Here is a 23,205-nt window from a genome sequence, read left to right on the forward strand (position 1 = left end):
TGGAAGGCAGCTGATCAACGAGCATGGAGACCAGACGTGGCAGGTGACGACGACATCTCCGGGTGAGCCGGAGTTGCCAGGCCACCGGCGCTGACGCCGATGTGGCCGTTTCGTCGTTCCCTCACAGCCACGTCCACCGCGGTGCTGCTGCAACGCGCCCGCTGTCTTTCACGAGGTCATTTCCATGTCAGACGCCTTCGTCGTCGTGTCCGCCCTGTCCTTCACCTGGCCGGACGACACCCCGGTTTTCGACGCCCTGTCCTTCACCTTGCCCGGTGGCCGCACTGGCCTCGTCGCGCCCAACGGGGCGGGCAAAAGCACGCTGCTCAAACTGATCGCCGGTGAGCTGAAGCCGCTCTCCGGGACCGTCTCCACTCAGGGAGTCCTCGGTTACCTGCCGCAGTCGCTGCCGCTCACCGCCGATCTGGACGTGGCCGAGGTGCTGGGCATCGCGCCACAGCTCGCGGCTCTGAGGGCCATCGAGTCCGGCGACGCGAGCGACGAGCACTTCACCACCATCGGCACCGACTGGGACATCGAAGAACGCACCCGCGCCCAGCTCGACAGGCTCGGCCTGGACGGCATATCGCTGGACCGAAGCCTGCGCACGTTGAGTGGCGGGCAGATCGTCTCCCTCGGCCTGGCCGCGCAATTGCTGAAGCGGCCCGACATCCTGCTGCTGGACGAACCGACCAACAACCTCGACCTCGACGCCCGCCGCAAGCTCTACGGCGTGTTGGCAGACTGGCCCGGTTGCCTGTTGCTGGTAAGTCACGACCGGGAACTGCTCGACCGGATGGACCGGATCGCCGAACTCGACCGCGGCGATCTCCGGCATCACGGTGGGAACTTCACCCAGTACGAAGCGGCCGTCAAGGCCGGGCAAGAAGTCGCCGAGCGCAACGTCCGCAGTGCCGAGCAGGAGGTCAAACGCGAGAAGCGGGAGATGCAGCAGGCGCGCGAGCGGGCCGCGCGGCGGGCGGGCAACGCTGCCCGCACCCTCGGCAACGCCGGCCTGCCCAAGATCTTCGCCGGAACCATGAAACGCAACGCCCAGGAATCCGCGGGCAAGGCGAACGAGACGCACGCCGCGCGCGTCAACGATGCGAAGAACCGCCTCGACGAAGCCGAACGCACCCTTCGCGACGACCAGAAGATCGCGCTGATCCTGCCGGGCACCACCGTCCCGGCCGGACGCACGGTGTTCCACGGCGAGCACATCCAAGTTCGCTACGGCGAGCGGAACGTCTTCGCTGGCGACGGGGTCGACTTGACGATCCGAGGCCCCGAGCGGATCGCGCTGACCGGCGGCAACGGCACCGGCAAGTCGACGCTCCTGCGCGTGCTCAACGGAGATCTGTCACCTTCCAGCGGCGTGCTCAACCGGGTCGAGGGCCGGATCGCGTACCTCTCGCAACGGCTCGATCTGCTGGACCTGGACCGGACCATCGCCGAGAACTTCGCGGCGTTCGCCCCAAGCCTTCCCGAGTCACAACGGATGACCCTGCTCGCCCGATTCCTGTTCCGCGGCGTGCGCAGCCAGCTTCCCGTCGGCGTTCTCTCCGGAGGCGAACGGCTGCGGGCCACCCTGGCCTGCGTCCTGTTCGCCGAGCCCGCACCTCAGTTGCTCCTGCTGGACGAGCCGACCAACAATCTCGACCTGGTCAGCGTCGGACAGTTGGAGAGTGCGCTCGGGGCGTATCGGGGGGCTTTCGTGGTCGTGAGCCACGAGGAGCGGTTCCTGACGGAGATCAAGGTGGACCGGCGAGTGCGGCTGGCCGATGGGGTGCTCGTGGAGTCTTGACCCGGCGGCCTCCGCCGGCCCGCGCTCAGTGCGGGGTGGCGATTCGTGTTTCCGTTCCTCCTGTGCAAACTCGCGACGATGAAGGAATCGGGACGTTCAGTGTCTCGATTCCTTCATCGTCACCGCCGAATCGCCACTTACGACCACGCCGATAACCGGTTCAGTGGTATTGCCGACACATGGCCGATGATTGTCGGTACGTGTCCGACGCCCCCTCCCATCCGTAGTCACCACCCTCGCACACGTCGCCCTTCAGTGGTGAATGTTCCGTTTCGCGGTAACGCAAAACTACGAACATCTGTTCGATAGAATTGCGGTATCATGGAGGAGTGTCCGAGACAATCCTTCCCGAGTTGCCGCAGGAGTTGTGGCGCGCCGGCAAGCTGGAGCTTGCCCACGGCGTGCGGCAGTTCCTGCAGGTCATGAGGGTGGTGTCCGCCGAGTTGGGGCAGTATCTGGCGGAGATCGAGTCTCGTGGCGCGAAAGACTTGTACGGGTATGGAACCACTGTTTCGTGGTTCGCCGATATCGCCGGGTTATCTGCCGGCGAGGCACGGCCGTATGTGCATCGCGCGATCGACGGCTACCACTCCGCTGATCTAAGGTTTTTACGCTGGTTGGCAGTAAAGCGCGCTTTCTTCTGACGATTCCCGCACGTGTTCATGTCACACCATTTGCGGGTGCGACTTTGGCTGGTGTCGAAGAAGGCGGCTTGGCAGGTCGACGATGCGCACAAGGCCAATTTTCCGTCTCGTTCGCCCGCGATGATGCTGATCGCGTCGGCGGCGATCACGCTGAGGGCATCTTCCACACAGGAAGCCGAGCTGAGCCGCCATCGCCGCTTGCCGTCGGGCATCAGGATAGCCGCGGCCCGACCCTGAGAGCTGCGGGCATTGATGACTCGAACAGCGGACGCGGGGAGAGCGTCTTGGATCGCGGCCGCTGTCGCGGCGGTGTGAATCGACTCCCTCAGTTCCCGAGCGAGGTCGAGCTGGGCACTGGTACAGGAGTCCACGGCGAGGCCGTTCACCACCAGCCAGTCGACGAGTCGGTGCGGCACGGGAATGCGCTCCACAGCATCGCCCTGACGCTCCGTCAAAGTCGCCGTGAAGCTGGTCGCCAGCACGTTGCCGAGGCGGAAGTCAGGGAACTCAGCGGGCATGGAACCACCTTAGCCGGTTGCCCGTTGACAGGGGAACCTGATAGAACCGTCTTAGCCGGTTCCGCGATGACCTGGAGGTCTCATGCCCCGCCCAGCCAGCGACGTACAAGCATTCGAAGCCCACGCGACTGACGCTGACCTCGACGATCTGCGCGCGCGACTGGCCGCGGCGCGGCTACCGGAGGCCGAGACGGTCTATCGCGCCGCGCCCGACCCTCGCCGGTGGGAACAAGGCGTTCCTCTCGCCGACCTCGTCGACGTCGTGAACTACTGGCGCACCGGGTACGACTGGCGGTCGTTCGAAACCCGCCTTGACCGGATCGGCCAGTTCCGTACGACCATCGACGGTCTGGGAATCCACTTCCTGCACCGCCGATCCGCGCGCGCGGACGCCACTCCTCTGGTCTTGACGCACGGGTGGCCGGGCAGCATCGCCGAGTTCATCGACGTAGTGGACCAGCTGGCGGATCCGAAAGACGCGGGCGCGCCGGCGTTCCACGTCGTGGTCCCGTCGTTACCGGGCTTCGGTTACAGCGACAAGCCGACCACCACCGGGTGGGGAACCGAAAAGATCGCGGCCGCATGGGTGGAACTGATGGGAAGGCTCGGCTACGGCAAGTTCGCAGCCCACGGCGGCGACTGGGGAGGCAACATCACCACGGTTCTCGGCGGTAGGTTCCCGGAGCACGTCCTCGGCATCCACACCACGTTCGCGGAGGCACCACCCGGATTGACGACGGACGGGCTGACAACGGCCGAGCGCGAGTGGACCGAGGAAACCCGCGACTTCTGGCGCCACCGCGCGGCGTACGCGAAGCAGCAGGCGACCCGGCCGCAGACCATCGGCTACTCGCTCGTCGACTCACCGGTCGGGCTGCTCGCCTGGATCCTCGACAAATTCGCCGAGTGGTCGGACACCGCAGACAGCCCGTTCGAGACGATTTCCAGAGACCGCGTTCTCGACGACGTCACCCTGTATTGGCTGACGCGGACCGGCGCGTCGTCGGCCCGCATTTACCACGAAAGCCACAACTCGCTCGATCCCGAACTTCGGGTCGACGTCCCGTCGGCGATCACTATGTATCCTCGCGACATCGAGAAATGTCCGCGCGCCTTGGCAAAGGAGCGGTACCGACAGATCGTCCGATGGAGGTCGCCCGAAAAAGGGGGACATTTCCCGTCGCTCGAGGTTCCCGAGTATTTCGTCAAAGATCTGCAAGAGGGCCTCGCGGCAGTACTGGCCACTAATCGGTGAATGCGCTGTCGACCCGAGTAAGGTCCCGCTTCCGCTCAGCGAAGGCTGGGGGTTCCTGCGAGCGGAAGCGGGAGTTTGGTGGCCGGTACGGTGGGCCGCCTCTCGGCGAGTGGCACGACATGGCTCCGGCCGAACCGGTATTCCATGAAGGCGGAGGTTGAGGCCCGGGGGCACCATCCGTACCGACACTCTCTACAACGCACACGCCCGCCAAATGTTCCCGAACACCAAGCGGACAACCAAGTGACCTACATCGCCCTATTAGCCATTCACCATCGACAACGAAAGACCCGCCCCCGCTCAGCGAAGGCCTGGGGGTTACCTGCGAGCGGAAGCGGGAGATAAAGCCGGTACGGTGGGCCGCCTCTCGGCGAGTGGCACGACATGGCTCCGGCCGAACCGGTATTCCATGAAGGCGGAGGTTGAGGCCCGGGGGCACCATCCGTACCGACACTCTCTACAACGCACACATCCGCCGCATGTTCCCGAACACCAAGTGACGCACGTCAACACACGATCGCAGTAACGCTCAGCAGGGGGGCGGAACCTGCGCGACGAGTTCGTCCGGAGCCGACAGCCGCCACGCCTCGTAGACCAGTTCGGTCAGCTCGTCGGGCTCGATACCATCGAGGTGAACGACCACCCAGCCGAAGCCACCGGCGGTGAACTGCACTTCGAAGACCTCGGGCCGTTCGGCCACGAGCGCCTCCTGCTCGGACAGCGTCTGCTTCAGGCCGACGGTCTGGGTCCGGGGCCAGTAGTACCCGAACCGCTTGCCTCGGACGCTGTACGACTCCCACTCTTTCGCGTCGGAACGCTCGACGTCCGCGAGCGCCCCCAGCATTCGGTGGAACTCGTCGTTCGGCACACTCATTTGAAACCCCCAGGCTCGGCGGCCACAGTGTAGGCGAACCGGCCGACAAGAACCGAAGCCCGCCACCTGTCCTGAGTGGACGAAAAGCCGACGGGGCCGAGGCGGTAAATTTTCCCTGAGTCCACTCGACCCGGGGAGCTGCGAAATGGACCGACCGGCCACAGCGGCGGAGTTGTTCGACACCATCGGTTCCGCCTACGAGGACGTCTTCGGCCGGGCACCGGTAGTCGACAAGGCGGTGCGGCACCTGCTGGAATCACTGCCGCCGTCGTCGAGGGTGCTCGACATCGGCAGCGGAACCGGCAAGCCGGTCGCCAGGGATCTGGCGGCCGCCGGACATCGGGTGACCGGGCTCGACGTGTCACCGGTGATGATCGACCTCGCGCGTGAGCAGGTCCCCGCCGCGACCTTCGTTCACGTCGATGTGCGTGAATGGGCCTCGCCGCCGGAGTCCTGGGAGGCGGTCTGCGCGTTCTTCCCGTTCCTGCAGATGCCGCGCGAGGACACCGAAGCCGTACTCGCCGACATCACGCGCTGGCTGGTGCCTGGCGGTCTTCTCGCGCTGGTCACCGTTCCTCGGGACGTCGAGGACGTGCCGGTGGAGTTCTTCGGCCACACCTTCCACGAAACCAGTTTCGCGCCGGACGACCTCATCCGGCGGGTCGAAGCGGCCGGGCTCGAAGTCACCGGGACACACTCCGAGATCTTCACCGCGGAGGAGCCTGGGACGCCACCGGAGGAACACCTGCTGATCATGGCTCACCGCCCTAACTGACATGGCGTGGCGTCAATACCGGTCATCAGCGCGCAGGAACGCCCCGACCCCGAGGAAGGACCAATCGAACGCGCCGAGATCATGTTGGCACGTCGACGAGGTCGAGCAGCGCCTTCGCGCACAGATCGCGGGTCTGGTCCCGGGTCAGCCCGCGGTACTTGAGCCAGTCGAGGCAGACCGCGACGACGAACGCCAGCCAGCCCCGGACGATCACTCGCACCGTCTCCGGCGGCTCGCCGTCCGGGCACAGGACCTCCAGGATCCGGCGGCCCTGTTCGGCGAAGTTGTGGTCAAGGACCTCCCGGACGTCGTCGACCGCGATGGCGGTACCCGCGTGCAGTGCCCGGTAGCCGTCCTCGTTGGCTTCGACATAGCGGAGATATGCGTCGAGCCCCGCCATCAACTGCTCCGCGACCGGCAGCGTGGGATCGGTCCTGGTCATGTCGAGCAGGCGTTCACCCTCGGCCTTGATGACCTCGGTGACGAAATCCCGTTTCGTCGGGAAATAGTGGTAGAGCAGCCCTCGGGACACCTCGGCGATGTCCGCGACCTGCTCGATCCACACGTCGTCGTACGGCCGTTCCGCGAACAGGCTGGCACCGATCCGCAGCAGCTGTTCCCGCCGCTCGGCGGTGCTCAGCCTGCTGCGGGGCCTTCCGGAGGTACTCGGCGCCATTCGAGCATCGTACTTACTTGACACGGGTTCAGTAACACGCCACGCTCGCTATTGGATGCCAGTTCAACAGTGCTCACCTGGAGGGGCTCGATGGCCACCGCTCTCCCCCATCCCCCGCGCCGGATCCCGCTGATCGGCGACGTGCTCGGCGTTTCGCCGAAGACCCCCGTCCAGGACTCGATGCGGCACGCCGCCGAACTGGGCCCCGTCTTCGAACGCAAGGTGTTCGGCCGCGAGATCGTGTTCGTCCACGGCGCCGAGATGGTCGCCGACCTCTCCGACGAGAAGCGGTTCGCCAAGCACATCACGCCCGCGATCTCGAACCTGCGCCCGCTCGGCGGCGACGGGCTGTTCACCGCGCACAGCGAGGAGCCGAACTGGCGGCGCGCGCACGAGATCCTCGCGCCCGCCTTCAGTCGCAACGCGATGCAGGGCTACCACCCGACGATGCTGGCGATCACCCGCGAACTGCTGGACGCGTGGGACCGGGGCGGCGAGGTCGACGTCGCGGACGACATGACCAAACTGACGCTGGAGACCATCGGGCGGACGGGCTTCGGCTACAGCTTCTCGTCGTTCGAACGCGCCGAACCGCATCCGTTCGTCGCCGCGATGGTCCGGACGCTGCGGCACGCGCAGCGGATGGTGCTCCAGCCACCGGTCATCGGCCCGTTCCTCAACCGGAAGGCGAACCGGCGCAACGAAGCCGACCTCGCCTTCCTCCATTCCGTCGTCGACGAGGTCGTCGAAGCACGGCGGAACGACACGAGCACCGACGATCTGCTCGGGCTCATGCTCAACACCACGCAGCCGAGCACCGGCGAGGCGCTGGACGAGGTCAACATCCGGAACCAGATCATCACCTTCCTCGTGGCCGGGCACGAGACGACGTCGGGCGCGCTGTCGTTCGCCTTGTACTACCTCGCACGGAATCCGGACGTGCTCGCCCGCGCGCAGTCCGAAGTGGACAAGGTCTGGGGCGAGAACCCGGATCCGTCCTACGCGGAGGTCGTCAAGCTCCGCTACGTCCGGCGAGTGCTCGACGAGGCACTGCGGCTCTGGCCGACGGCGCCCGCGTTCGCGCGCCAGGCCCAGGTGGACACCGTCGTCGGCGGGAAGTACCCGATGAGGAAGGGGCAGTGGGCGCTCGTCCTCATCCCGGCACTGCACCGTGATCCCGTCTGGGGCGACGATCCCGAGTCCTTCGACCCCGATCGTTTCGCCCCGGATCGCAACCGTGCTCGCCCCGCGCACGTCTACAAGCCGTTCGGCACCGGCGAGCGGGCCTGCATCGGGCGGCAGTTCGCCCTGCACGAGGCGACGCTGGTCCTCGGCATGCTGTTGAGCCGATACGACCTACGCGGCGACTCGTCGTACCGGCTGAAGGTGCAGGAACTGCTGACGCTGAAACCAGAGGGCTTCAAGCTCGACGTCTCACTTCGCGAGCGCGCGACGGTGGCCGTCTAGCCGTCGCCGGGCTCGGATCTCGACCCCCGAGGGCCACCAGCGGTGGATCGTACCCGGTCACATCTCCCCTCCGGCATCCGTCAGTGCGGTGAAAGCAAGCCGGAAACCTTGGAGGAGACCATCATGGAAGCACGGATTTCGAACCCCGCACTGGCGAACCCCGCCACCTTGAAGGCCCTGATCTCGTTGGCCGAGTCGACCGGGGACACCGGTGTGACACCACGCACTACCTCATGCACGTCCGCGCCAGTCAGATCAACGGCTGCAGCGGCTGCCTGGAGAGGCACACCAAGGAACTGCGCAAGGCGGGCGAGTCCGACGAGCGGATCTTCACCGTGGCGGCGTGGCGTGACACGGCCTACTTCACCGACGCCGAACGAGCGGCGCTCGCGCTGGCCGAGGCTCTCACCCGGATCGCGGACCGGGCCGACCCGGTCGACGACGAAGTCTGGGACGAGGCCGCTCGCCACTACGACGAAAAAGCTCTCGGGCCTGGTCTTCGCCATCGCCGCCATCAACACCTGGAACCGGCTCAACGTCGCCACCCGGCAGATCGCCGGCGCGGCCTGATCGGCTACCGCGCCTGCCGTAGCTCTACACAGCACTCGGCCGCGCCGGGAGCGAGGACCGCTTCCACGTTCCCGGCGCGCACACCGGTCAGGAAGCCCGACAGGAAGGCCTGGTTGATCCCGCAGACCAGCTCTGGAGCCTCGGCGGACAGCGGGTGAAACGGGCAGTTCCGCAGCCGGACGCAGGTCTTGGTGTCGCGGCTCGGGTCGAAGCCGTAGCGGCGAAGCGCCCCTTCGGCCACGGTGAGCGCGCGTTCCACGCCGAGCCTGCCCGGCCGGGTCCGCGTGCGTTCCTCGTCGCCCGTTGCGAGGCCGCGCTCCCCCGCGACCCGCAGGACGGCGGCCCGCGCCGTTTCACCAGTCCCCTCGGCGAGCACGGCCTCGGCGAGGATTCCGGCGAGGATCTCGTGCCGTCGCGCGGGAAGCTGCACCTGAACGGCTTCGTCTACGGGTTCGTAGACCTTGGGCTTACGCCCCACTTTCACCGCCGGGCCCGCCGCGAAGCCGGATCTGAGCAGGCCTGCCGCCACGAGCTTGTCGAGGTGGAAGGCGGCGAGTTTGCGGGAGACCCCCACCGCGGCCGCGGTCTCGTCCCGCGTCACCGGACGCCGCGTGCGCCGGGCATAGGCGTACATGCCGCGGCGGAGGTCGTCGTCGAGTGCCGCCACCGCGGCGATGGAAGGGGCGTCGAGGCCGTCCGGATCGGGCACTGTCACGTACACCACGGTATCGCCCATCTCATTCGGCGGAACGTCCTGAACTGCGGATCTACCATGTAGGCTGAGCCGACAGGCGGTAAAACGCCCAAAAGTCTTAGTCAAATAGCTCGGTCGAACAGCTCTGGGGATCGCGGTCAGCCTAGGAGGCCTTATGTCCACTCCAGCCTTGCGTGTCGTGCACGAACCCGGGCCGGGGCCGGACCTGGAGGCCGCCGAGGCCGCGGCCGCCGATTTCCTCACCGCACTGGGCATTTCGCTGGACTCCGAGAGCCTTCGCGGTACCCCGCGCCGGATGGCGCGCGCGTACGCCGAGCTGTTCACCCCGCGGTCGTTCGACCTCACGACCTTCCCCAACGACGAGGGCTACGACGAACTCGTCCTCGCCAGGGGTATTCCGGTCCGCTCGGTCTGCGAACACCACCTGCTGCCGTTCATCGGGGTCGCGCACGTCGGTTACCTGCCCGGCGAACGGATCCTCGGACTGTCCAAGCTGGCCAGGATCGTCGAGCACTTCGCCTGCCGCCCGCAGGTTCAGGAGCGGCTGACGAAACAGGTCGCCGACTGGCTGGACGAGCAGCTCGAGCCAGTCGGTGTCGGCGTGGTGATCGAGGCCGAGCACTCCTGCATGACCCTGCGCGGCGTGCAGGCCACCGGTTCGAGCACCGTCACCTCCACCCTGCTCGGCACGCTGCGCGAAGACGCGCGCTCGCGCCAGGAGTTCTTCGCCCTCACCGGCATCAACGGCTGACCTCGGGTTCTTCCGCGTAGGCCGCGGAAACGACCGAGCGGTCGAACACCCGCCAGGTGAACGCGGTGACGATGATCGCGACCACGAACCCGCCGCCGTCGCGAGAGCACTGCCCAACGCGGACGACGCGCTCGCGGAACGTCGCAAGGCCGAGAAGACCCTCCTCGGCAGGCTCAGCGCCGACCGGCCGAGAATTACCTCGAGAAGATCTTCCAGGTGCCGTTCACGTTGTCCCCCATGGACGATCCAGGGTTCGCGGGGCTCGTGCGCGGGCTCGCCGCCACCGAGGGTCAGGACGCCACACCGGCGCCTCCCTCCGCCGAAGCGGATCCCGACGACAGCGCCCTCGAAATCGTGTCGTCGTCGAACGACCACGAGCTGTGGCCGAAGCTCGGACGCGGCCTGTCCGGCGAGTCGTGGCCGGAACTGACCGCGTCCTATCAGCGCTGGTTGCCGTTGGTGAACCGGTTCTCGTTCGCCGCCGACGACTGATTCCGCGACCGCTCGATGTCGGGCCCCCGGTAGAGCCGCTCCGGGATCTTCGCCAGTGTCGACGGATGGACTTGCGGACCGAGGCCGTAGAGCTGCTGGAAGCTCATGATCAGCGGCCGCCACCGGTCCGGGTCGATCCGGTCGTCGGTGCCCGGCATCCGCACGTCGTCGTGGACGTGCACGCGCTGCACCCGGACCTCGAACACGAGGACGCCGCCACGTTGTGCGGCATCGTCCTCGGCGAGGGGGTGGACGGCCTCGACGACGGCCTCCATCGTCACCGGGCATTCCGCAACGCGCGGCGGCCGCACCGTCTCGGATGCGACCGGTGTGAGTCCGGCGCGGGCGAATTTGTCGGCTTCGTACCGGTATCCGCGTTCGTACTTGCGCTCCGGGACGGGATCCGATCCGGTGGTCAGTGCCAGCCTGTCGACGGCGGCCGCCAGATCGTCGGAAGGAAGATTCAGAACACATTCACGGTTACGCATGAGATTCTGCGCCGTCTTGGATTTCGCGCCGAGTCCGAGCATGCCCCGCCAGCCGAGCCAGAACGCGGACGACATCGGAGCCAAGTTCTCCGAACCTGCCTGGTCCACCGTCGAAAGGAGCACCACCGGAGTACCGAAGTAGAGGATGCCGGGCTCAATACGGGTGTGCGCGGTCTCGGCCGCTGACGTAGTAACTGTCACGTTCGTCAGCTTCGCCGCGTCTCGCGACGGAGGCTGGCGTGAATCGGACGTCGCGATCAACTCCGCTTCCCGCCGACGGAACGCTTACCCTTTCCGTGGTAGTTCACTTGGGCGGGCACGAACCCAGGGTCGTTCGGAGTATTGCGTTCGGCCGATTGCTGGTAGGTTCGCCGGACTTGAACGACGGAAGGAGACACCGGCAGCTGCCCGGTCAGCACCCGAACGCGCGTGGTGAGGCGAATCGCATGCGAGACGATGTGGTCCAGGCGAGCTCGATCATCGGGCATTCTCCCGGCCAGGTTTGGGAAGTCATCGGCGATCCCGAGTCCTATTCGAGGTTCGTCGCGGAGGTCAGCTGGTGCGAGGTCCGGCAGCCCGCCGAACGCGGCCGCGGTCCGAAATGCTTCGTCCGGCTGGAGCCGCGGTCGGGCACGCTCGTCGTCGGTGACGTCGAAGCCCGGGTCTGGCGGCCCGGTGAGCATGTCGTCTGGTGTGGTGTCGAGGACGACGGCAACTGGGTCTCGATCGAGCTGAGGCAGGCTCCCGACAACGGCACGGAACTCGTCGCGCAGTTGATGCTTCCGACGCGGCACGAGCAACTGGTGTCCGCCGCGTCGTTCAAACGCACCGTCCGCGCGGTGGCCCGGCGGATCGATCTGCACCTTTCGGGCCGGGCGGCGGCGCCGCGGGAAGAACCCGTGCACACCAAGGCCACCACGCTGCACACGGCGAGCATCCTGATCAAGGCAGGCGTGTTCGCGGCCGCGCGGCCGGACAAGATCGCCAAGCAGCTCACTTCGCTGTCGCAGTGGGGCGCCACCGTCGCCGGCGGCTACACGGCCAACGCGGCCCGCGTGCCCGAAGACGTCGCACTGCACGACGAACGCAACATCCGGACGTTCAAGCAGGCGGCGGATCGCAGCAACCAGCTCGCGAACGCGCTGGCACTGCGCGGAGTCCGCTCTCGTGACCGGATCGCCTTGTTGTGCCGCAACCACGCCACGATGGTCGAAGCACTGATCGCGTGCAGCAAACTCGGCGTGGACACGATCCTGCTCAACACCGGGCTTTCCGCCGGCTCGGTCGCGGACGTCATCGGCTTGCACAAACCGGTCGCGGTGCTCGCCGACGACGAGTTCTCGCGGGTCATCGCCGACATCCCCGGCGATTTCCTGCGGCTGTCCACCTGGCCGGAGACCGAGAACGGCTATCCGACGATCGATCAGCTGATCGCGGGGGTGCCCGCCACCAAACTCAAACCGGCGGACCGGATCGGCAGGCTCGTCGTCCTCACCTCGGGCACCAGCGGAATTCCCAAAGGCGCGCGCCGTCCGACTCCCAAAGGACTCGCGACGTCGGCCGCCATGCTGGACCGCATCCCGCTCCGCACCGGCGATCGCTTCGTGGTGGCCGCGCCGCTGTTCCACAGCTGGGGGCTCGCCGGGATGCAGATCGGGATGGCCGTGCGCGCGTCCTTGTCGCTGATCCGCCGGTTCGACGCCGAAGAGATCTTGAGAACCATCGCCGAGCATCGCTGCGGCGTGCTGTTCGCCGTTCCGATCATGTTGCAGCGCATCCTCGACCTGCCCGAACGGGTCCGCAGCCGCTACGACCTCTCATCGCTGCGTATCGTCGCCAGCAGCGGATCAGCGCTGCCGGGGACGATCGTCACCGAGTTCATGGACACCTTCGGTGACGTGCTCTACAACTTCTACGGCTCCACCGAGGTTTCGTGGGCCAGCATCGCCACGCCCGAAGACCTCCGCGCGGCGCCCACGACCGCGGGCCGCTGCCCGCCCGGCACCCGCGTCGCCATCCTCGACGACGACAAAAACCGTGTCCCACCAGGGTGGGAGGGACAGATTTTCGTCGGCAACGACATGCTTTTCGACGGCTACACCGACGGCGCCAGCGTGGCACGCGCGGAAGAGTTGATGGCGACCGGCGACGTCGGCTACCAGGACGCGTCCGGACGCCTGTTCGTCACCGGCCGGGCGGACGAGATGATCGTGTCCGGTGGCGAGAACGTGTCCCCTCGTCCGGTCGAGGAGGCCATCGTCGCGTTGCCCGGTGTCCACGAAGCGGCCGTGATCGGTGTACCCGACCGCGAGTTCGGGCAACGGTTCGCGGCGTACATCGTCCCGAAGCGCGGTGCGCGGATGAGTGCGGAGGACGTCCGCGCCTATATCCACCGGCGGTTGGCGCGCTTCGCGGTGCCGCGGGATGTCTACTTCGTCGAGGAACTGCCCCGGAACGCGACCGGGAAGGTGCTCAAACGGTTACTGAAGGACGAAACCTGGCCGATCGGCCAATAGTGTCCTTTGTGGACTTGGCCGGGTTGTGTGATGGCAGGGCACGACCTTCGCGGTGAAGGTGGCTGGTGCCCCGGGAGCTGCGGCCCCGTCGAGGCCTCTGCGGATACGACACCGGATGCTTCCTTCCCCCGGACAACTCGTTACGAAGGGAACGAATCTGCCGTCCTCCTCGGACTCTAGACTCGGGTGCATGAAACGACTGGCCGTCGTGGTCTTCAACGGGGCTTCACTCGGCGCGATGTCCTTCGCGTTCGGTGTCTTCGACATGGCCTCGCAGTTCGGGGAGCTGCCCGACCTCGAGCTCGAGATCGTCGGTGGCGAACCGGGTACCGCGCTGCGGGGTGGCGGCCTGACCGTCCCGGTCCCCGAAGACCTCGACGCCGTCCGGGCCGCGGACCTGGTGCTGGTCCCGAACTGGCGGTCGCCGATGGAAGATCCGCCGGAACCGGCGCTGGAGGCACTCCGGACAGCGCACGACCGTGGTGCCCGCGTGGCCGGATTGTGCAGTGGCGTCTTCGTGCTGGCCGCCGCCGGATTGCTCGACGGCCGCCCCGCGACCACGCACTGGGCGATGGCGCCGCTGCTCGCGGCCCGGTTCCCCGCCGTCCGCCTCGACGAATCGGTGCTCTACATCGACGACGGCGACGTCCTGACCGCGGGTGGCGGCGCCGCGGGGATGGACCTCGGCCTGCACCTCATCCGCTCGTGGTGCGGCGCGGAGGTGGCGAACCGGCTGGCGAAGGGCATGGTCGTGCCACCGCACCGGCCCGGCGGGCAGGCACAGTACATCGAATCGCCGATGCCGGAACTCGACGAGGGCGACCCGGTCTCGGAGACGATGGCCTGGGCGCTCACCCGGCTGGACACCGCGCTGCCGGTCGACGAGCTCGCCAGGCGGGCGCATATGAGCAGGCGCAACTACGACCGCCGGTTCCGTGAGATCACCGGCGCCGCCCCTGGCACGTGGCTCACTCATCAGCGGATCATCCGCGCCCAGCAGTTGCTCGAATCCACCGACCTGCCGGTCGACGAGATCGCCAGGTACTGCGGGTTTTCGTCCTCCGCCGCGCTCCGGCCGCACTTCCGGCGGCAGGTCGGGGTCACCCCGGTGGCCTATCGGGAGACGTTCGGGCCCAGGCTGGGCGTCCTCGAGCCCATGCTGGCCTGACCGGGTTGTCTCAAAACTGACGCCGGTTGGCGAAAACACCGCTCACGATCGGCGCCTCGGCGGGCCACGATCAACGGCATGACCGAAGACAGCCGTTCCTTCCTCAACCGCCGGTCCATGCTCACCCTCGGCGCGGGTGCCGCCGCCGCGCTGGTGGCCTCGGGTGGTGTCGCCGAAGCCGGCCAGTCCGGCGGCCCCGGCGACGCGGAACTCGCCCGCTCCCTGCCCGGTGATTTCCGCAGCGCCCACGCCCAGGTCAACGGCGTCCGGCTGCACTACGTCGCGGGGGGCCGGGGCGAGCCGCTGATCCTGCTGCCGGGCTGGCCGGAGACGTGGTGGCAGTACCGCAAGATCATGCCGACGCTGGCCAGGCGGTACCGCGTGATCGCCGTCGATCTGCGGGGTATGGGCGGCTCGGGCAAACCGCGGGACGGCTACGACAAGAAGACGATGGCCCGCGACGTTCTCGAACTCGTCCGCGCGCTGGGCTACCGGCAGGCGCACATCGCCGGGCACGACATCGGCGCCATGGTCGCGTTCAGCTTCGCCGCCAACCACCCGGAGACGACTAAGACCGTCACGCTCATGGACGTCTCCCACCCCGACGAAAGCCTTTACCAAATCCCGATGCTGGCCCCGCCCGGACAACCCGTGCACGTCTGGTGGTTCGCCTTCAACCAGGTCGCCACGCTGCCCGAACAGCTGCTGACGGGCCGGGCGCGTTTCCTCGTCGACTGGATGTTCGACCGCCTCGTCGCCGATCCGGCCTCGATCGGCGACCGTGACCGGGCGATCTACGCGGCCGCCTACGACCGCCCGGACGCGATCCGCGCCGGGAACGGCTGGTACCAGGCGTTCGGCAAGGACATCGAGGATCAGAAAACCTACGGGAAGATCACCGTGCCGATGTTGGGCCTGGGTTCGGAGTTCAACTACGACTACCTCGCCGCGGTCCTGCCGTCGAAGGCGGTGGACGTGCGGGTGCGGAAGATCGCCGGTTCCGGCCACTTCGTCGCCGAGGAACAGCCACGAACGGTGATCGACGAACTCCAGGCCTTCCTCGGGTGAGGCGTATACCCCGAGCGGGTCAAAGGTGCCCGCCAAACGGTCTGGTTCACTCGGTCAGGTGAAAGACTCCGTCAGCCGTCATTGTCGCGGCGGCATCCCCTCTTCTTTGGTGTGTCGGTACCGGCCGGGTAGCCCCCCGAACGGCCGGTACCGACACGGAAGTACAGCTCAACCGATCCACCAGCGGGCCTTGTAGATCCACGCGCCGTGCAGCGCCGGCTCGGCGCGTGGAAAGGCCGGCCGGACGGTAGACGGCCGCTTCCGTGGTCACCCACAGCATCGCCGCGAAAGCGGTCACCGCAAGGGTGCGGACCACTCGACGAGGGTGCCGCCCTCTTCACGGGTCTCCACCAGGAACGTCCCGCCCGCCTTTTCCGCGCGATCACGTAGATTCCGAAGCCCGCCGAAGGCGTCCAGCCCCCCGCCGATCCCGGCGCCGTCGTTTGTGACCACGATCCGCAGGACGTCGTCCTTCACCGCGACGCTCACCGAAACGCCACTCGCTCGCGCCTGCCGGACGACGTTGCCGACCGTCTCCCGCACCACGGCCTCCGCGTGTTCGGCGAACGAGAAGGGAATCGAATCGAGCGGTCCGGACAAGCTGACCGTCGGATGGATCGCGGTGTCGTCGGTGAGTTCGGCGATCGAGTCGTAGAGGCGGTGCCGCAGCCGCACCCCTTGGCGGCCCGCCTCACCGCCGTGGAGATCGAAGATCGCCGTGCGGATCTCGTGCACGATCTCGTGCATCTGGTCGATGCTGTCGCCGATCCGCCGCTGCAGTTCCGGTGACCGCGCCCGGCGATGCGTGCTCTGCATGGCGAGACCGACCGCGAACAGCCGCTGGATCACGTGGTCGTGCAGCTCCCTGGCGATCCGGTCCCGGTCGGCGAGCACGTCGATCTCCCTTGCCGTGCGCTGCTGCGCGGCGAGCTGGAGGGCCAGCGCGGCCTGGTCCGCGAACGAGGCCACCACCGGCAGCTGGGCGAGCTCGAACGGGACCGACCCCGGATTCCGCACCGCCATCAGCACCCCGGACGTGCGTTCCCGCGCCCGCAGCGGCACCACGAGTGTCGGGCCGAACCGGAATTCCCCGTCGTCGCCCAGTACGAGTTCCGGCACGCTACGCGGAGTCCGGTCACGATAGACCGCCCCAGGCAACGAAGCGGCGACGCTGATCCGCGCCCCCGTCAGTTCCCCCGCCCGCGTACCGGCGCAGACGGCGATGGTCAGCTCGCCCGCCTCTTCTTCACCGACCCGACCGACGTCGAGCCTGCCGGGTCCGGGCAGCGCCAGCAGAGTGAGGTCGGATCCGGTCAGTTCCAGCGCCCGGCTGGCGATCAGGTTGAGCGCGTCGACCGGGTCGGTACCGCCCAGCAGTTCCGTGGTCACCTCGCTGGTGGCCGCCTGCCATTGCTGGCGGAGGCGGGCCTGTTCGTAGAGATGGGCGTTCTCGATCGCGATCCCGGCCGCGGCGGCGAGCGCCTGGACGACCACCTCGTCGTCGTCGGTGAACCCGTCCCCCCGTTTCTCGGTGAGGTAGAGATTCCCGAACACCTCGTCGCGGACCCGGATCGGCACGCCGAGGAACGAACGCATCGGCGGATGGCGCGGCGGGAAACCGGCCGACGCGGGATGCCGCGAGATATCTGCCAGCCGCACCGGTTTCGCCTCGTCGATGACGAAACCCAGCAGCCCGTGGCCTTTCGGCAGATGCCCGATCTGTTGTCTGGTCTCGCCGTCGATCCCGAGATGGACGAATTCGGCGAGCGACCCGTCGTCCGCGATCACGCCGACCGCGCCATAGGTGGCTTCGGCGAGATCGATCGCCGCCTGCACGATCCGGCGCAGCGTGGTGTCCAGCTCCAGTCCCGACGCGACGGCGAGCACCGCTTCGAGCAGTCCGTCCATCTTGTCGCGAGTGCCGATGAGCCGTTCGATGCGGTACTGGAGATCGCGCAGCACCTCACGGACCCGCAACTGCTGTGCCGACATCGTGCTCCGCCTCCGAAGATCGGGACGACTCGCGGCCGTGGTGACTTTGTCCTCTTTCGGCCCCGCACCGCGGGCGGGGACCGTCTCACCGAGACATCAGTATCGCCCGTGGCGCGGCGGCGGGGAGAAACCATGACCTTACAAGTCACCAGGGTCGGGAGTTTGAACTCCGATCAGGTGAATTTCGTGCTTCGGTCCGCTATGCTGGCGCCGTCGACGCACAACACCCAGCCGTGGCTGTTCCGGTGCACCGGCACCGGGATCGAACTCCACGCCGATCCGCGCCGTATCCTACCGGTCACGGATCCGGACCGGCGCGAACTCGTCCTCTCGTGCGGCGCCGCCCTCTTCACCCTCCGGACGGCGATTCACGCGCTGGGGTTCCATCCGGCGACGTCGTTGATGCCGAGCCGCGCCGATCCCGATCTACTGGCCATCGTCCGCCCGCTGGCCGAACGCACCCCTGAGCCGCGAGCGGTCGGGCTGGCCCGTGCGATCCCCCGCCGCCGCACCAACCGGCGGCCGTTCCTGTCCACCGCCGTCCCGCGGCCCATCCTCCCCCTCCTGCGCCACGCCACCGAACTCGAGCACGCGTGGATGTCGATTCTCGACGCCGAACAGTGCCGACTGCTGCGCGACATCACCGACCGGGCGCATCTGGGTCAGCTCGCCGATCCCGCTTTCCTCGCGGAACTGCACCGCTGGACCGAATTGCGCGCCGGCACTCGCGACGGGGTGCCGTCCTACGCCACCGCGGGGTCGCCCGCCGACGAAAGCTGGCTCCTCGACGAATTCGGCGCCGCCGGCGCGGACCCGCGGGCGGATCCGCTGGTGGTGCTGATCGGGTCGCTGACCGACGGGCGGCTCGACCGGCTGCAGGCGGGCCAAGCGCTGCAACGGGTTCTGCTCACCGCGACCGCGGCCGGGCTCGACGCGTCGTTCATCTCGCCGCCGATCCTGGTCCCCTCGGCACGCGCGGAACTCCGGCGCCTCGTCGGCTCCGGTGTCTGGCCGCAGGTACTGCTTCGGTTCGGCTACGGCTCACCCCTGCCGTGGACACCGCGCCGTCCGCTGGAAGACGTCCTGCTCGGAAAGCCGGTTTCTGCCTGAGCGCTCAGGGCCGCCGCAGTTCGGTGGCCAGCACGGCCGCCTGGGTACGCCGCTGCATCCCGAGTTTCGTCAGCAACCGCGACACGTAGTTCTTGACCGTCTTCTCCGCGAGGAACATCCGTTCGGCGATCTGCCGGTTGGTCAGCCCCTCGCCGATCAGTTCCAGCAGCGTGCGCTCCTGCTCGGAAAGCCCCGCGAGCGGCCCCTTCTTCACCGCGTCGTCGCGGAACTTCGCCATCAGCGTCGCGGCGGCGCGGGCGTCCAGCAATGACCGGCCGAGGCCGACCTCCTTGACCGCGGCCACCAGATCCATCCCCCGGATGTCCTTGATGACGTAACCGCTCGCGCCGGCCATGATCGCGTCCAGCATCGCCTGCTCGTCGGTGTAGGACGTGAGCATGAGGCATTTCAGCTCGGGGACCTTGGACCGCAGTTCCCGCGCGAGTTCGACACCGTTTCCGTCGGGGAGCCGCACGTCGAGTACCGCCACGTCCGGCCGCAGCGCCGGGATCCTCGCCAGTGCCTGGGAAAAAGTGGCCGCTTGACCGATGACGCGCAGCGCCGGGTCCTCCTCCAGCATGTCCGCGACTCCTCGACGGACCACCTCGTGGTCGTCGACCAGAAACACCCGGAGCATTCCGACCTCCACGGTTTCCCCTCCTCCGCTCAGAGCGTACGGTGCACGGCCGGTCACTGCGACCGGCCAAAGGACCCTGTTCGGCACCCGTTCGAGTGGCTGCCGCCAAGCTGACCAGGTTCATTTGCATCATTCGACACAGGACGTTCTCTTCTTTCCGGCATCCGTGCGCGCTGCGACGATCACCCCATGTCCGAGACCACAGTTTCGCCGGGCCCCTCGTCCGGCGCCCCAGACCCGGCAGACGACCTCGTGGCCATGCGCGACCGCGTCCGGTTCTACCGTGCCCGCGCCGAACAACTCCAGTACGCGCTGGATCACCGGCTGCCCATCGAGCAGGCGAAGGGCGTTCTCGCCGAGCGCTACCAGGTCGACATCGACTCGGCGTTCGAACTGCTCCGCTCGTTTTGCCGCGACAACAACATGAAGGTCCACGACGTCGCCAGGACCCTCGTCGAGCAGCCGAGCGAGGGCGCCCGACGAGTCTCTTGCTGAGGCACGTCAAGTTCGGCGGAGGGCCCGCGACCACCACCGGCGCCGCAGAGACCGCGGGCACGGACTGGGTCATGAACCGAACGCCGTCCCCCAGACTCCGGGTGCTCGTCGCGGACGACAACCCGGCCATCGGTGATGCCCTGCGCGCACTCCTGGAATCCGAACCGGACATCGAGGTGGTCGCCGTCGCGATGGACGCCGGTGAAGCGGTCGCGCTCGCCGAACTGCTGTCCCCCGAGGTCGCCGTCCTGGACGTCCGGATTCCCGGCGGGGGCGGCGCGTGGATGGCGAGGGAGATCCGGCGGCGGGTGCCCCGGACGCGGCTGATGGCGTTCTCCGCGCACAGCGATACCCAGTCCATCGCCCGGATGGCGTCCGCCGGTGTCACCGAGTACCTCGTCAAAGGCAGCCCCAACACCGAGATCGTCGCGGCCATCCGCCGCCTCTGCGCGAACAGCGCCAACGGGGCGGAATAGCGCGGCGTCAGTCCGTGAGCCGGCGTTCCAGGCAGGCCAGCAGTTCCGCCGCGTCCACGGGTTTGGTGACGTAGCCGCTCGCCCCGGCGGCGAGGCTCTTCTCACGGTCCCCTTCCATCGCCTTCGAGCTCGCTGGCCGAGATGTGCAGCATGATGCGTTCCCGCAGCATGTCCAGCGACGGCAGCAGTTCGACGGGATGCACTCGCGCGTGGCCCCGCAGCAACCGGTCCTGCGCGGCGCTGAGCTTGCGGCTCGCGTGCGCCAGCACCGGGACCTCGACGGGATCCGGGCCTTCGACGAGACGTTTGAGGAACGACAGCGCGCTCGTTCCCGGGATGCTGGTGTCGAGCACGACGCAGCGGTAGCTGTCGCGCTTCAGTTCCTCGAACGCCTCGGCCGGATTGGCCACCGCCCGCACCTGCACCGAGCCGTTGCTGTCCGCGATATCGGCCGCGACACCGCGGGCGAGCAGGGTCAGCAGGCTGTTCCGCTCGCTCTCCACGACCAGTACCCGCCGCTCCGCCCCGACGTTGTCCACAGTGGACTCTTCAGGGCCCGGGAGCGCGGTGAACCGGGCCACCGGCAGGTAGAGGGTGAACGTGCTACCCGTCCCCAGCACGCTGTCCGCCCGGATCTCGCCGCCGAGCAGGTACGCGACCTCGCGGCTGATCGACAGGCCGAGACCGGTGCCGCCGTACTTGCGGCTGGTGGTCCCGTCGGCCTGCTGGAAGGCGCCGAAGATCGAATCGAGGTTCTCTTCGGCGATCCCGATCCCGGTGTCGATCACGCTGAACGCCACCAGGGACTCGTGCCCGGTCACACTCGACGGCGAAACGATGGTGTCGACCAGTTTCACCCGTAGCTCGACGCCGCCGTCTTCGGTGAACTTGACCGCGTTCGACAGCAGGTTCCGCAGCACCTGCCGCAGCCGCGGTTCGTCGGTGAACAGCAGTTCCGGCACGTTGGGCTCCACCGTGACCTGGAAGTCGAGCCCCTTCTCCGCGGTCAGCGGGCGGAACGTCGTGCCGACATGGTCCAGCAGCCGGCGCAGCGGGAACGGCTCGTGGTAGATGTCCATCTTGCCCGCCTCGACCTTCGACAGGTCGAGGATGTCATTGATCAGCTGCAGCAGGTCGGTGCCCGCGGACTGGATCACCTTGGCGAACTGGACCTGCTTGGGCGTCAGGTTCCGGGTCGAGTTCTGCGACAGCACCCCGGCGAGGATCAGCAGGCTGGTCAACGGGGTCCGGAGTTCGTGTGACATGTTCGCCAGGAACTCGGACTTGTACTTCGACGCCAGCGCGAGCTGCTGCGGGCGTTCCTCGATCTCCTGGCGTGCCTGCTCGATTTCGAAGTTCTTCACCTCGATGTCGCGGTTCTGCTGCGCGAGCAGTTCGGCCTTCTCCTCCAGTTCCGCGTTGGACACCTGGAGTTTCGCTTGCTGCGCTTGGAGCTTGTCCGTGCGCGCCTGCAGTTCCTCGGCCAGTCGCTGGGATTCCTCCAGCAGGGAGTCGGTCCGCGCGTTGGCGATGATCGTGTTGACGTCGACCCCGATGGTCTCCATCAACTGTTCGAGGAAATCCTTGCGGACGGCGGTGAATTCGCCGCACGACGCCAGCTCGATGACGCCGAGCACCTGGTCCTCGAAGACGATCGGCAGCACGATCAGGGTGACCGGCGGGGCGGGGCCGAGGCTCGACGAGATCTTCACGAAGCCGGGCGGTGCCCGGTCGACCACGATCGGTTTCTTGGTGTGTGCGGCCTGACCGATCAGCGACTGCCCCATAACGAACTCCGAAGGCGCTTTCGGGTCCTCGCCGTGCCCGTAGCTGGTGATCAGCCGCAACCGTGTGCCGTCCTCGCCGGACTCGGTGAGGAAGAACGTCCCGTGCTGCGCGCCGACCAGCGGGATCAGCTCGTTCATGATGAGCGTGGCGACCACCCGCAGGTCCCGGTGGCCCCGCATCAGGCCCGAGATCCGCGCCAGGTTGGTGTTGAGCCAGTCCTGCTCCTCGTTGGCCCGTGTCGTCTCGCGCAGCGACTGGACCATCGCGTTGATGTTGTCCTTCAGGTCCGCGACCTCGCCCTGAGCCTCGACGGAGATCGACCGGGTGAGGTCACCGGTGGCCACCGCGCTGGTGACCTCGGCGATCGCCTGGACCTGGCGCGTCAGGTTCCCGGCCAGTTCGTTGACGTTCTCCGTGAGGCGTTTCCAGGTGCCCGAAACGCCTTCGACTTCGGCCTGCCCACCAAGCCGTCCCTCACTGCCGACTTCGCGCGCGACGCGGGTGACTTCGGCGGCGAACGCGGACAGCTGGTCGACCATCGTGTTGATGGTGGTCCTGAGTTCCAGGATCTCGCCGCGCGCGTCGACGCGGATCTTCTGCGAAAGGTCGCCCTTCCCCACCGCGGTCGCGACCTCGGCGATGTCGCGGACCTGGCCGGTGAGGTTGTCCGCCATCGCGTTCACCGAATCGGTGAGGTTCTTCCAGTTCCCCGAAACCGAGGGCACCGCGGCCTGGCCACCGAGCTTGCCGTCGGTGCCCACCTCACGTGCGACCCGGGTGACCTCGGAGGTGAACAACGTCAGCTGGTCGACCATGCCGTTGAAGACGACCGCCATTTCGTCCATCAGGACGTCGTCCACCTGGGGCAGCCGCGTGCTGAAATCGCCGTCGCGAACGGCTTTCAAGCCGTCCAGCAGCCGCTGCAG

Annotated in this window: 19 protein-coding genes and 3 pseudogenes; 14 read left to right on the plus strand and 8 right to left on the minus strand. The window is 67.5% G+C overall.

Features of this window, described 5'->3' with window-relative positions; all coding sequences use genetic code 11:
- Positions 1-184 precede the first annotated feature (184 nt).
- On the plus strand, positions 185-1,804 hold the full coding sequence (locus tag ACM6LU_RS30830) for an ABC-F family ATP-binding cassette domain-containing protein (protein ID WP_414941324.1): 1,620 nt from the start codon (positions 185-187) through the stop codon (positions 1,802-1,804).
- Between the two features lie 329 nt (positions 1,805-2,133).
- Positions 2,134-2,382 (plus strand): annotated as a pseudogene (locus ACM6LU_RS30835) (HNH endonuclease); the annotation flags it as partial.
- A gap of 5 nt (positions 2,383-2,387) precedes the next feature.
- Here ACM6LU_RS30835 and ACM6LU_RS30840 read toward each other — a convergent pair.
- On the minus strand, positions 2,388-2,966 hold the full coding sequence (locus ACM6LU_RS30840) for a CGNR zinc finger domain-containing protein (protein ID WP_414941325.1): 579 nt from the start codon (positions 2,964-2,966) through the stop codon (positions 2,388-2,390).
- Positions 2,967-3,048: 82 nt separating this feature from the next.
- Between ACM6LU_RS30840 and ACM6LU_RS30845 the strand changes: the two genes are divergently transcribed.
- Positions 3,049-4,221: an epoxide hydrolase family protein gene (locus ACM6LU_RS30845; protein ID WP_414941326.1), complete on the plus strand. Its 1,173-nt coding sequence runs from the start codon at positions 3,049-3,051 to the stop codon at positions 4,219-4,221.
- Between the two features lie 529 nt (positions 4,222-4,750).
- Here ACM6LU_RS30845 and ACM6LU_RS30850 read toward each other — a convergent pair.
- Positions 4,751-5,095 carry an MmcQ/YjbR family DNA-binding protein gene (locus ACM6LU_RS30850; RefSeq protein WP_414941327.1) on the minus strand — a complete coding sequence of 115 codons (345 nt, stop codon included), beginning with the start codon at positions 5,093-5,095 and terminating at the stop codon, positions 4,751-4,753.
- 145 nt (positions 5,096-5,240) lie between these two features.
- Between ACM6LU_RS30850 and ACM6LU_RS30855 the strand changes: the two genes are divergently transcribed.
- On the plus strand, positions 5,241-5,870 hold the full coding sequence (locus ACM6LU_RS30855; RefSeq protein ID WP_414941328.1) for a class I SAM-dependent DNA methyltransferase: 630 nt from the start codon (positions 5,241-5,243) through the stop codon (positions 5,868-5,870).
- Between the two features lie 79 nt (positions 5,871-5,949).
- Here ACM6LU_RS30855 and ACM6LU_RS30860 read toward each other — a convergent pair whose 3' ends face one another.
- Positions 5,950-6,546, minus strand: a complete 597-nt coding sequence (locus ACM6LU_RS30860) for a TetR/AcrR family transcriptional regulator (RefSeq protein WP_414941329.1) — start codon at positions 6,544-6,546, stop codon at positions 5,950-5,952.
- Positions 6,547-6,636: 90 nt separating this feature from the next.
- On the opposite strand from ACM6LU_RS30860, the gene ACM6LU_RS30865 reads away from it, so the two are divergent.
- Complete coding sequence (locus ACM6LU_RS30865; protein WP_414941330.1) at positions 6,637-8,013, plus strand: cytochrome P450; 1,377 nt, start codon at positions 6,637-6,639, stop codon at positions 8,011-8,013.
- A 123-nt stretch (positions 8,014-8,136) separates the two neighbouring features.
- Positions 8,137-8,583: pseudogene (locus ACM6LU_RS30870) on the plus strand (carboxymuconolactone decarboxylase family protein).
- A gap of 4 nt (positions 8,584-8,587) precedes the next feature.
- Here ACM6LU_RS30870 and ACM6LU_RS30875 read toward each other — a convergent pair.
- Complete coding sequence (locus ACM6LU_RS30875; RefSeq protein ID WP_414941331.1) at positions 8,588-9,319, minus strand: helix-turn-helix transcriptional regulator; 732 nt, start codon at positions 9,317-9,319, stop codon at positions 8,588-8,590.
- Between the two features lie 133 nt (positions 9,320-9,452).
- Between ACM6LU_RS30875 and folE the strand changes: the two genes are divergently transcribed.
- The gene (gene folE / locus ACM6LU_RS30880; RefSeq protein ID WP_414941332.1) at positions 9,453-10,049 is read left to right on the plus strand and encodes a GTP cyclohydrolase I FolE; all 597 of its coding nucleotides are present in this window, start codon (positions 9,453-9,455) and stop codon (positions 10,047-10,049) included.
- A gap of 237 nt (positions 10,050-10,286) precedes the next feature.
- The gene (locus ACM6LU_RS30885) at positions 10,287-10,541 is read left to right on the plus strand and encodes a hypothetical protein (RefSeq protein WP_414941333.1); all 255 of its coding nucleotides are present in this window, start codon (positions 10,287-10,289) and stop codon (positions 10,539-10,541) included.
- Here ACM6LU_RS30885 and ACM6LU_RS30890 read toward each other — a convergent pair.
- The gene (locus tag ACM6LU_RS30890; protein WP_414941334.1) at positions 10,490-11,230 is read right to left on the minus strand and encodes a flavin reductase family protein; all 741 of its coding nucleotides are present in this window, start codon (positions 11,228-11,230) and stop codon (positions 10,490-10,492) included. The two genes, ACM6LU_RS30885 and ACM6LU_RS30890, sit on opposite strands and share 52 nt — an antisense overlap.
- A gap of 245 nt (positions 11,231-11,475) precedes the next feature.
- Between ACM6LU_RS30890 and ACM6LU_RS30895 the strand changes: the two genes are divergently transcribed.
- From ACM6LU_RS30895 to ACM6LU_RS30905, 3 genes are all read left to right on the plus strand, one after another.
- On the plus strand, positions 11,476-13,545 hold the full coding sequence (locus ACM6LU_RS30895; protein WP_414941335.1) for an AMP-binding protein: 2,070 nt from the start codon (positions 11,476-11,478) through the stop codon (positions 13,543-13,545).
- Between the two features lie 190 nt (positions 13,546-13,735).
- Positions 13,736-14,713: a GlxA family transcriptional regulator gene (locus tag ACM6LU_RS30900; protein WP_414941336.1), complete on the plus strand. Its 978-nt coding sequence runs from the start codon at positions 13,736-13,738 to the stop codon at positions 14,711-14,713.
- Between the two features lie 78 nt (positions 14,714-14,791).
- On the plus strand, positions 14,792-15,781 hold the full coding sequence (locus ACM6LU_RS30905; protein WP_414941337.1) for an alpha/beta fold hydrolase: 990 nt from the start codon (positions 14,792-14,794) through the stop codon (positions 15,779-15,781).
- Positions 15,782-16,075: 294 nt separating this feature from the next.
- Here ACM6LU_RS30905 and ACM6LU_RS30910 read toward each other — a convergent pair whose 3' ends face one another.
- Complete coding sequence (locus ACM6LU_RS30910) at positions 16,076-17,773, minus strand: GAF domain-containing sensor histidine kinase (RefSeq protein ID WP_414941338.1); 1,698 nt, start codon at positions 17,771-17,773, stop codon at positions 16,076-16,078.
- Positions 17,774-17,905: 132 nt separating this feature from the next.
- On the opposite strand from ACM6LU_RS30910, the gene ACM6LU_RS30915 reads away from it, so the two are divergent.
- The gene (locus ACM6LU_RS30915; protein ID WP_414941339.1) at positions 17,906-18,883 is read left to right on the plus strand and encodes an Acg family FMN-binding oxidoreductase; all 978 of its coding nucleotides are present in this window, start codon (positions 17,906-17,908) and stop codon (positions 18,881-18,883) included.
- 4 nt (positions 18,884-18,887) lie between these two features.
- Here the strand turns inward: ACM6LU_RS30915 and ACM6LU_RS30920 are convergent, their stop codons facing one another.
- Positions 18,888-19,520, minus strand: a complete 633-nt coding sequence (locus ACM6LU_RS30920) for a response regulator (protein WP_414941340.1) — start codon at positions 19,518-19,520, stop codon at positions 18,888-18,890.
- Between the two features lie 189 nt (positions 19,521-19,709).
- On the opposite strand from ACM6LU_RS30920, the gene ACM6LU_RS30925 reads away from it, so the two are divergent.
- Both ACM6LU_RS30925 and ACM6LU_RS30930 read left to right on the plus strand, forming a co-directional pair.
- Positions 19,710-20,015, plus strand: a complete 306-nt coding sequence (locus tag ACM6LU_RS30925; RefSeq protein ID WP_414941341.1) for an ANTAR domain-containing protein — start codon at positions 19,710-19,712, stop codon at positions 20,013-20,015.
- A gap of 71 nt (positions 20,016-20,086) precedes the next feature.
- Positions 20,087-20,491 carry a response regulator transcription factor gene (locus ACM6LU_RS30930; RefSeq protein ID WP_414941342.1) on the plus strand — a complete coding sequence of 135 codons (405 nt, stop codon included), beginning with the start codon at positions 20,087-20,089 and terminating at the stop codon, positions 20,489-20,491.
- 101 nt (positions 20,492-20,592) lie between these two features.
- Here the strand turns inward: ACM6LU_RS30930 and ACM6LU_RS30935 are convergent.
- A pseudogene (locus ACM6LU_RS30935) lies at positions 20,593-23,178 on the minus strand (ATP-binding protein); the annotation flags it as partial.
- Between the last annotated feature and the right edge of the window lie 27 nt (positions 23,179-23,205).

It is taken from the genome of Amycolatopsis sp. cmx-11-51, from assembly GCF_047608665.1.
In the GTDB taxonomy this organism is placed as follows: Bacteria; Actinomycetota; Actinomycetes; order Mycobacteriales; family Pseudonocardiaceae; genus Amycolatopsis.

Excerpts from the sequence above, each read along its gene's own strand:
- ACM6LU_RS30830 (WP_414941324.1), top strand. The coding sequence starts at position 185 with ATGTCAGACGCCTTCGTCGTCGTGTCCGCCCTGTCCTTCACCTGGCCG.
- ACM6LU_RS30840 (WP_414941325.1), bottom strand. The coding sequence starts at position 2,966 with ATGCCCGCTGAGTTCCCTGACTTCCGCCTCGGCAACGTGCTGGCGACC.
- ACM6LU_RS30845 (WP_414941326.1), top strand. The coding sequence starts at position 3,049 with ATGCCCCGCCCAGCCAGCGACGTACAAGCATTCGAAGCCCACGCGACT.
- ACM6LU_RS30850 (WP_414941327.1), bottom strand. The coding sequence starts at position 5,095 with ATGAGTGTGCCGAACGACGAGTTCCACCGAATGCTGGGGGCGCTCGCG.
- ACM6LU_RS30855 (WP_414941328.1), top strand. The coding sequence starts at position 5,241 with ATGGACCGACCGGCCACAGCGGCGGAGTTGTTCGACACCATCGGTTCC.
- ACM6LU_RS30860 (WP_414941329.1), bottom strand. The coding sequence starts at position 6,546 with ATGGCGCCGAGTACCTCCGGAAGGCCCCGCAGCAGGCTGAGCACCGCC.
- ACM6LU_RS30865 (WP_414941330.1), top strand. The coding sequence starts at position 6,637 with ATGGCCACCGCTCTCCCCCATCCCCCGCGCCGGATCCCGCTGATCGGC.
- ACM6LU_RS30875 (WP_414941331.1), bottom strand. The coding sequence starts at position 9,319 with ATGGGCGATACCGTGGTGTACGTGACAGTGCCCGATCCGGACGGCCTC.
- folE (WP_414941332.1), top strand. The coding sequence starts at position 9,453 with ATGTCCACTCCAGCCTTGCGTGTCGTGCACGAACCCGGGCCGGGGCCG.
- ACM6LU_RS30885 (WP_414941333.1), top strand. The coding sequence starts at position 10,287 with ATGGACGATCCAGGGTTCGCGGGGCTCGTGCGCGGGCTCGCCGCCACC.
- ACM6LU_RS30895 (WP_414941335.1), top strand. The coding sequence starts at position 11,476 with ATGCGAGACGATGTGGTCCAGGCGAGCTCGATCATCGGGCATTCTCCC.
- ACM6LU_RS30900 (WP_414941336.1), top strand. The coding sequence starts at position 13,736 with ATGAAACGACTGGCCGTCGTGGTCTTCAACGGGGCTTCACTCGGCGCG.
- ACM6LU_RS30905 (WP_414941337.1), top strand. The coding sequence starts at position 14,792 with ATGACCGAAGACAGCCGTTCCTTCCTCAACCGCCGGTCCATGCTCACC.
- ACM6LU_RS30910 (WP_414941338.1), bottom strand. The coding sequence starts at position 17,773 with ATGTCGGCACAGCAGTTGCGGGTCCGTGAGGTGCTGCGCGATCTCCAG.
- ACM6LU_RS30915 (WP_414941339.1), top strand. The coding sequence starts at position 17,906 with ATGACCTTACAAGTCACCAGGGTCGGGAGTTTGAACTCCGATCAGGTG.
- ACM6LU_RS30920 (WP_414941340.1), bottom strand. The coding sequence starts at position 19,520 with ATGCTCCGGGTGTTTCTGGTCGACGACCACGAGGTGGTCCGTCGAGGA.
- ACM6LU_RS30925 (WP_414941341.1), top strand. The coding sequence starts at position 19,710 with ATGTCCGAGACCACAGTTTCGCCGGGCCCCTCGTCCGGCGCCCCAGAC.
- ACM6LU_RS30930 (WP_414941342.1), top strand. The coding sequence starts at position 20,087 with ATGAACCGAACGCCGTCCCCCAGACTCCGGGTGCTCGTCGCGGACGAC.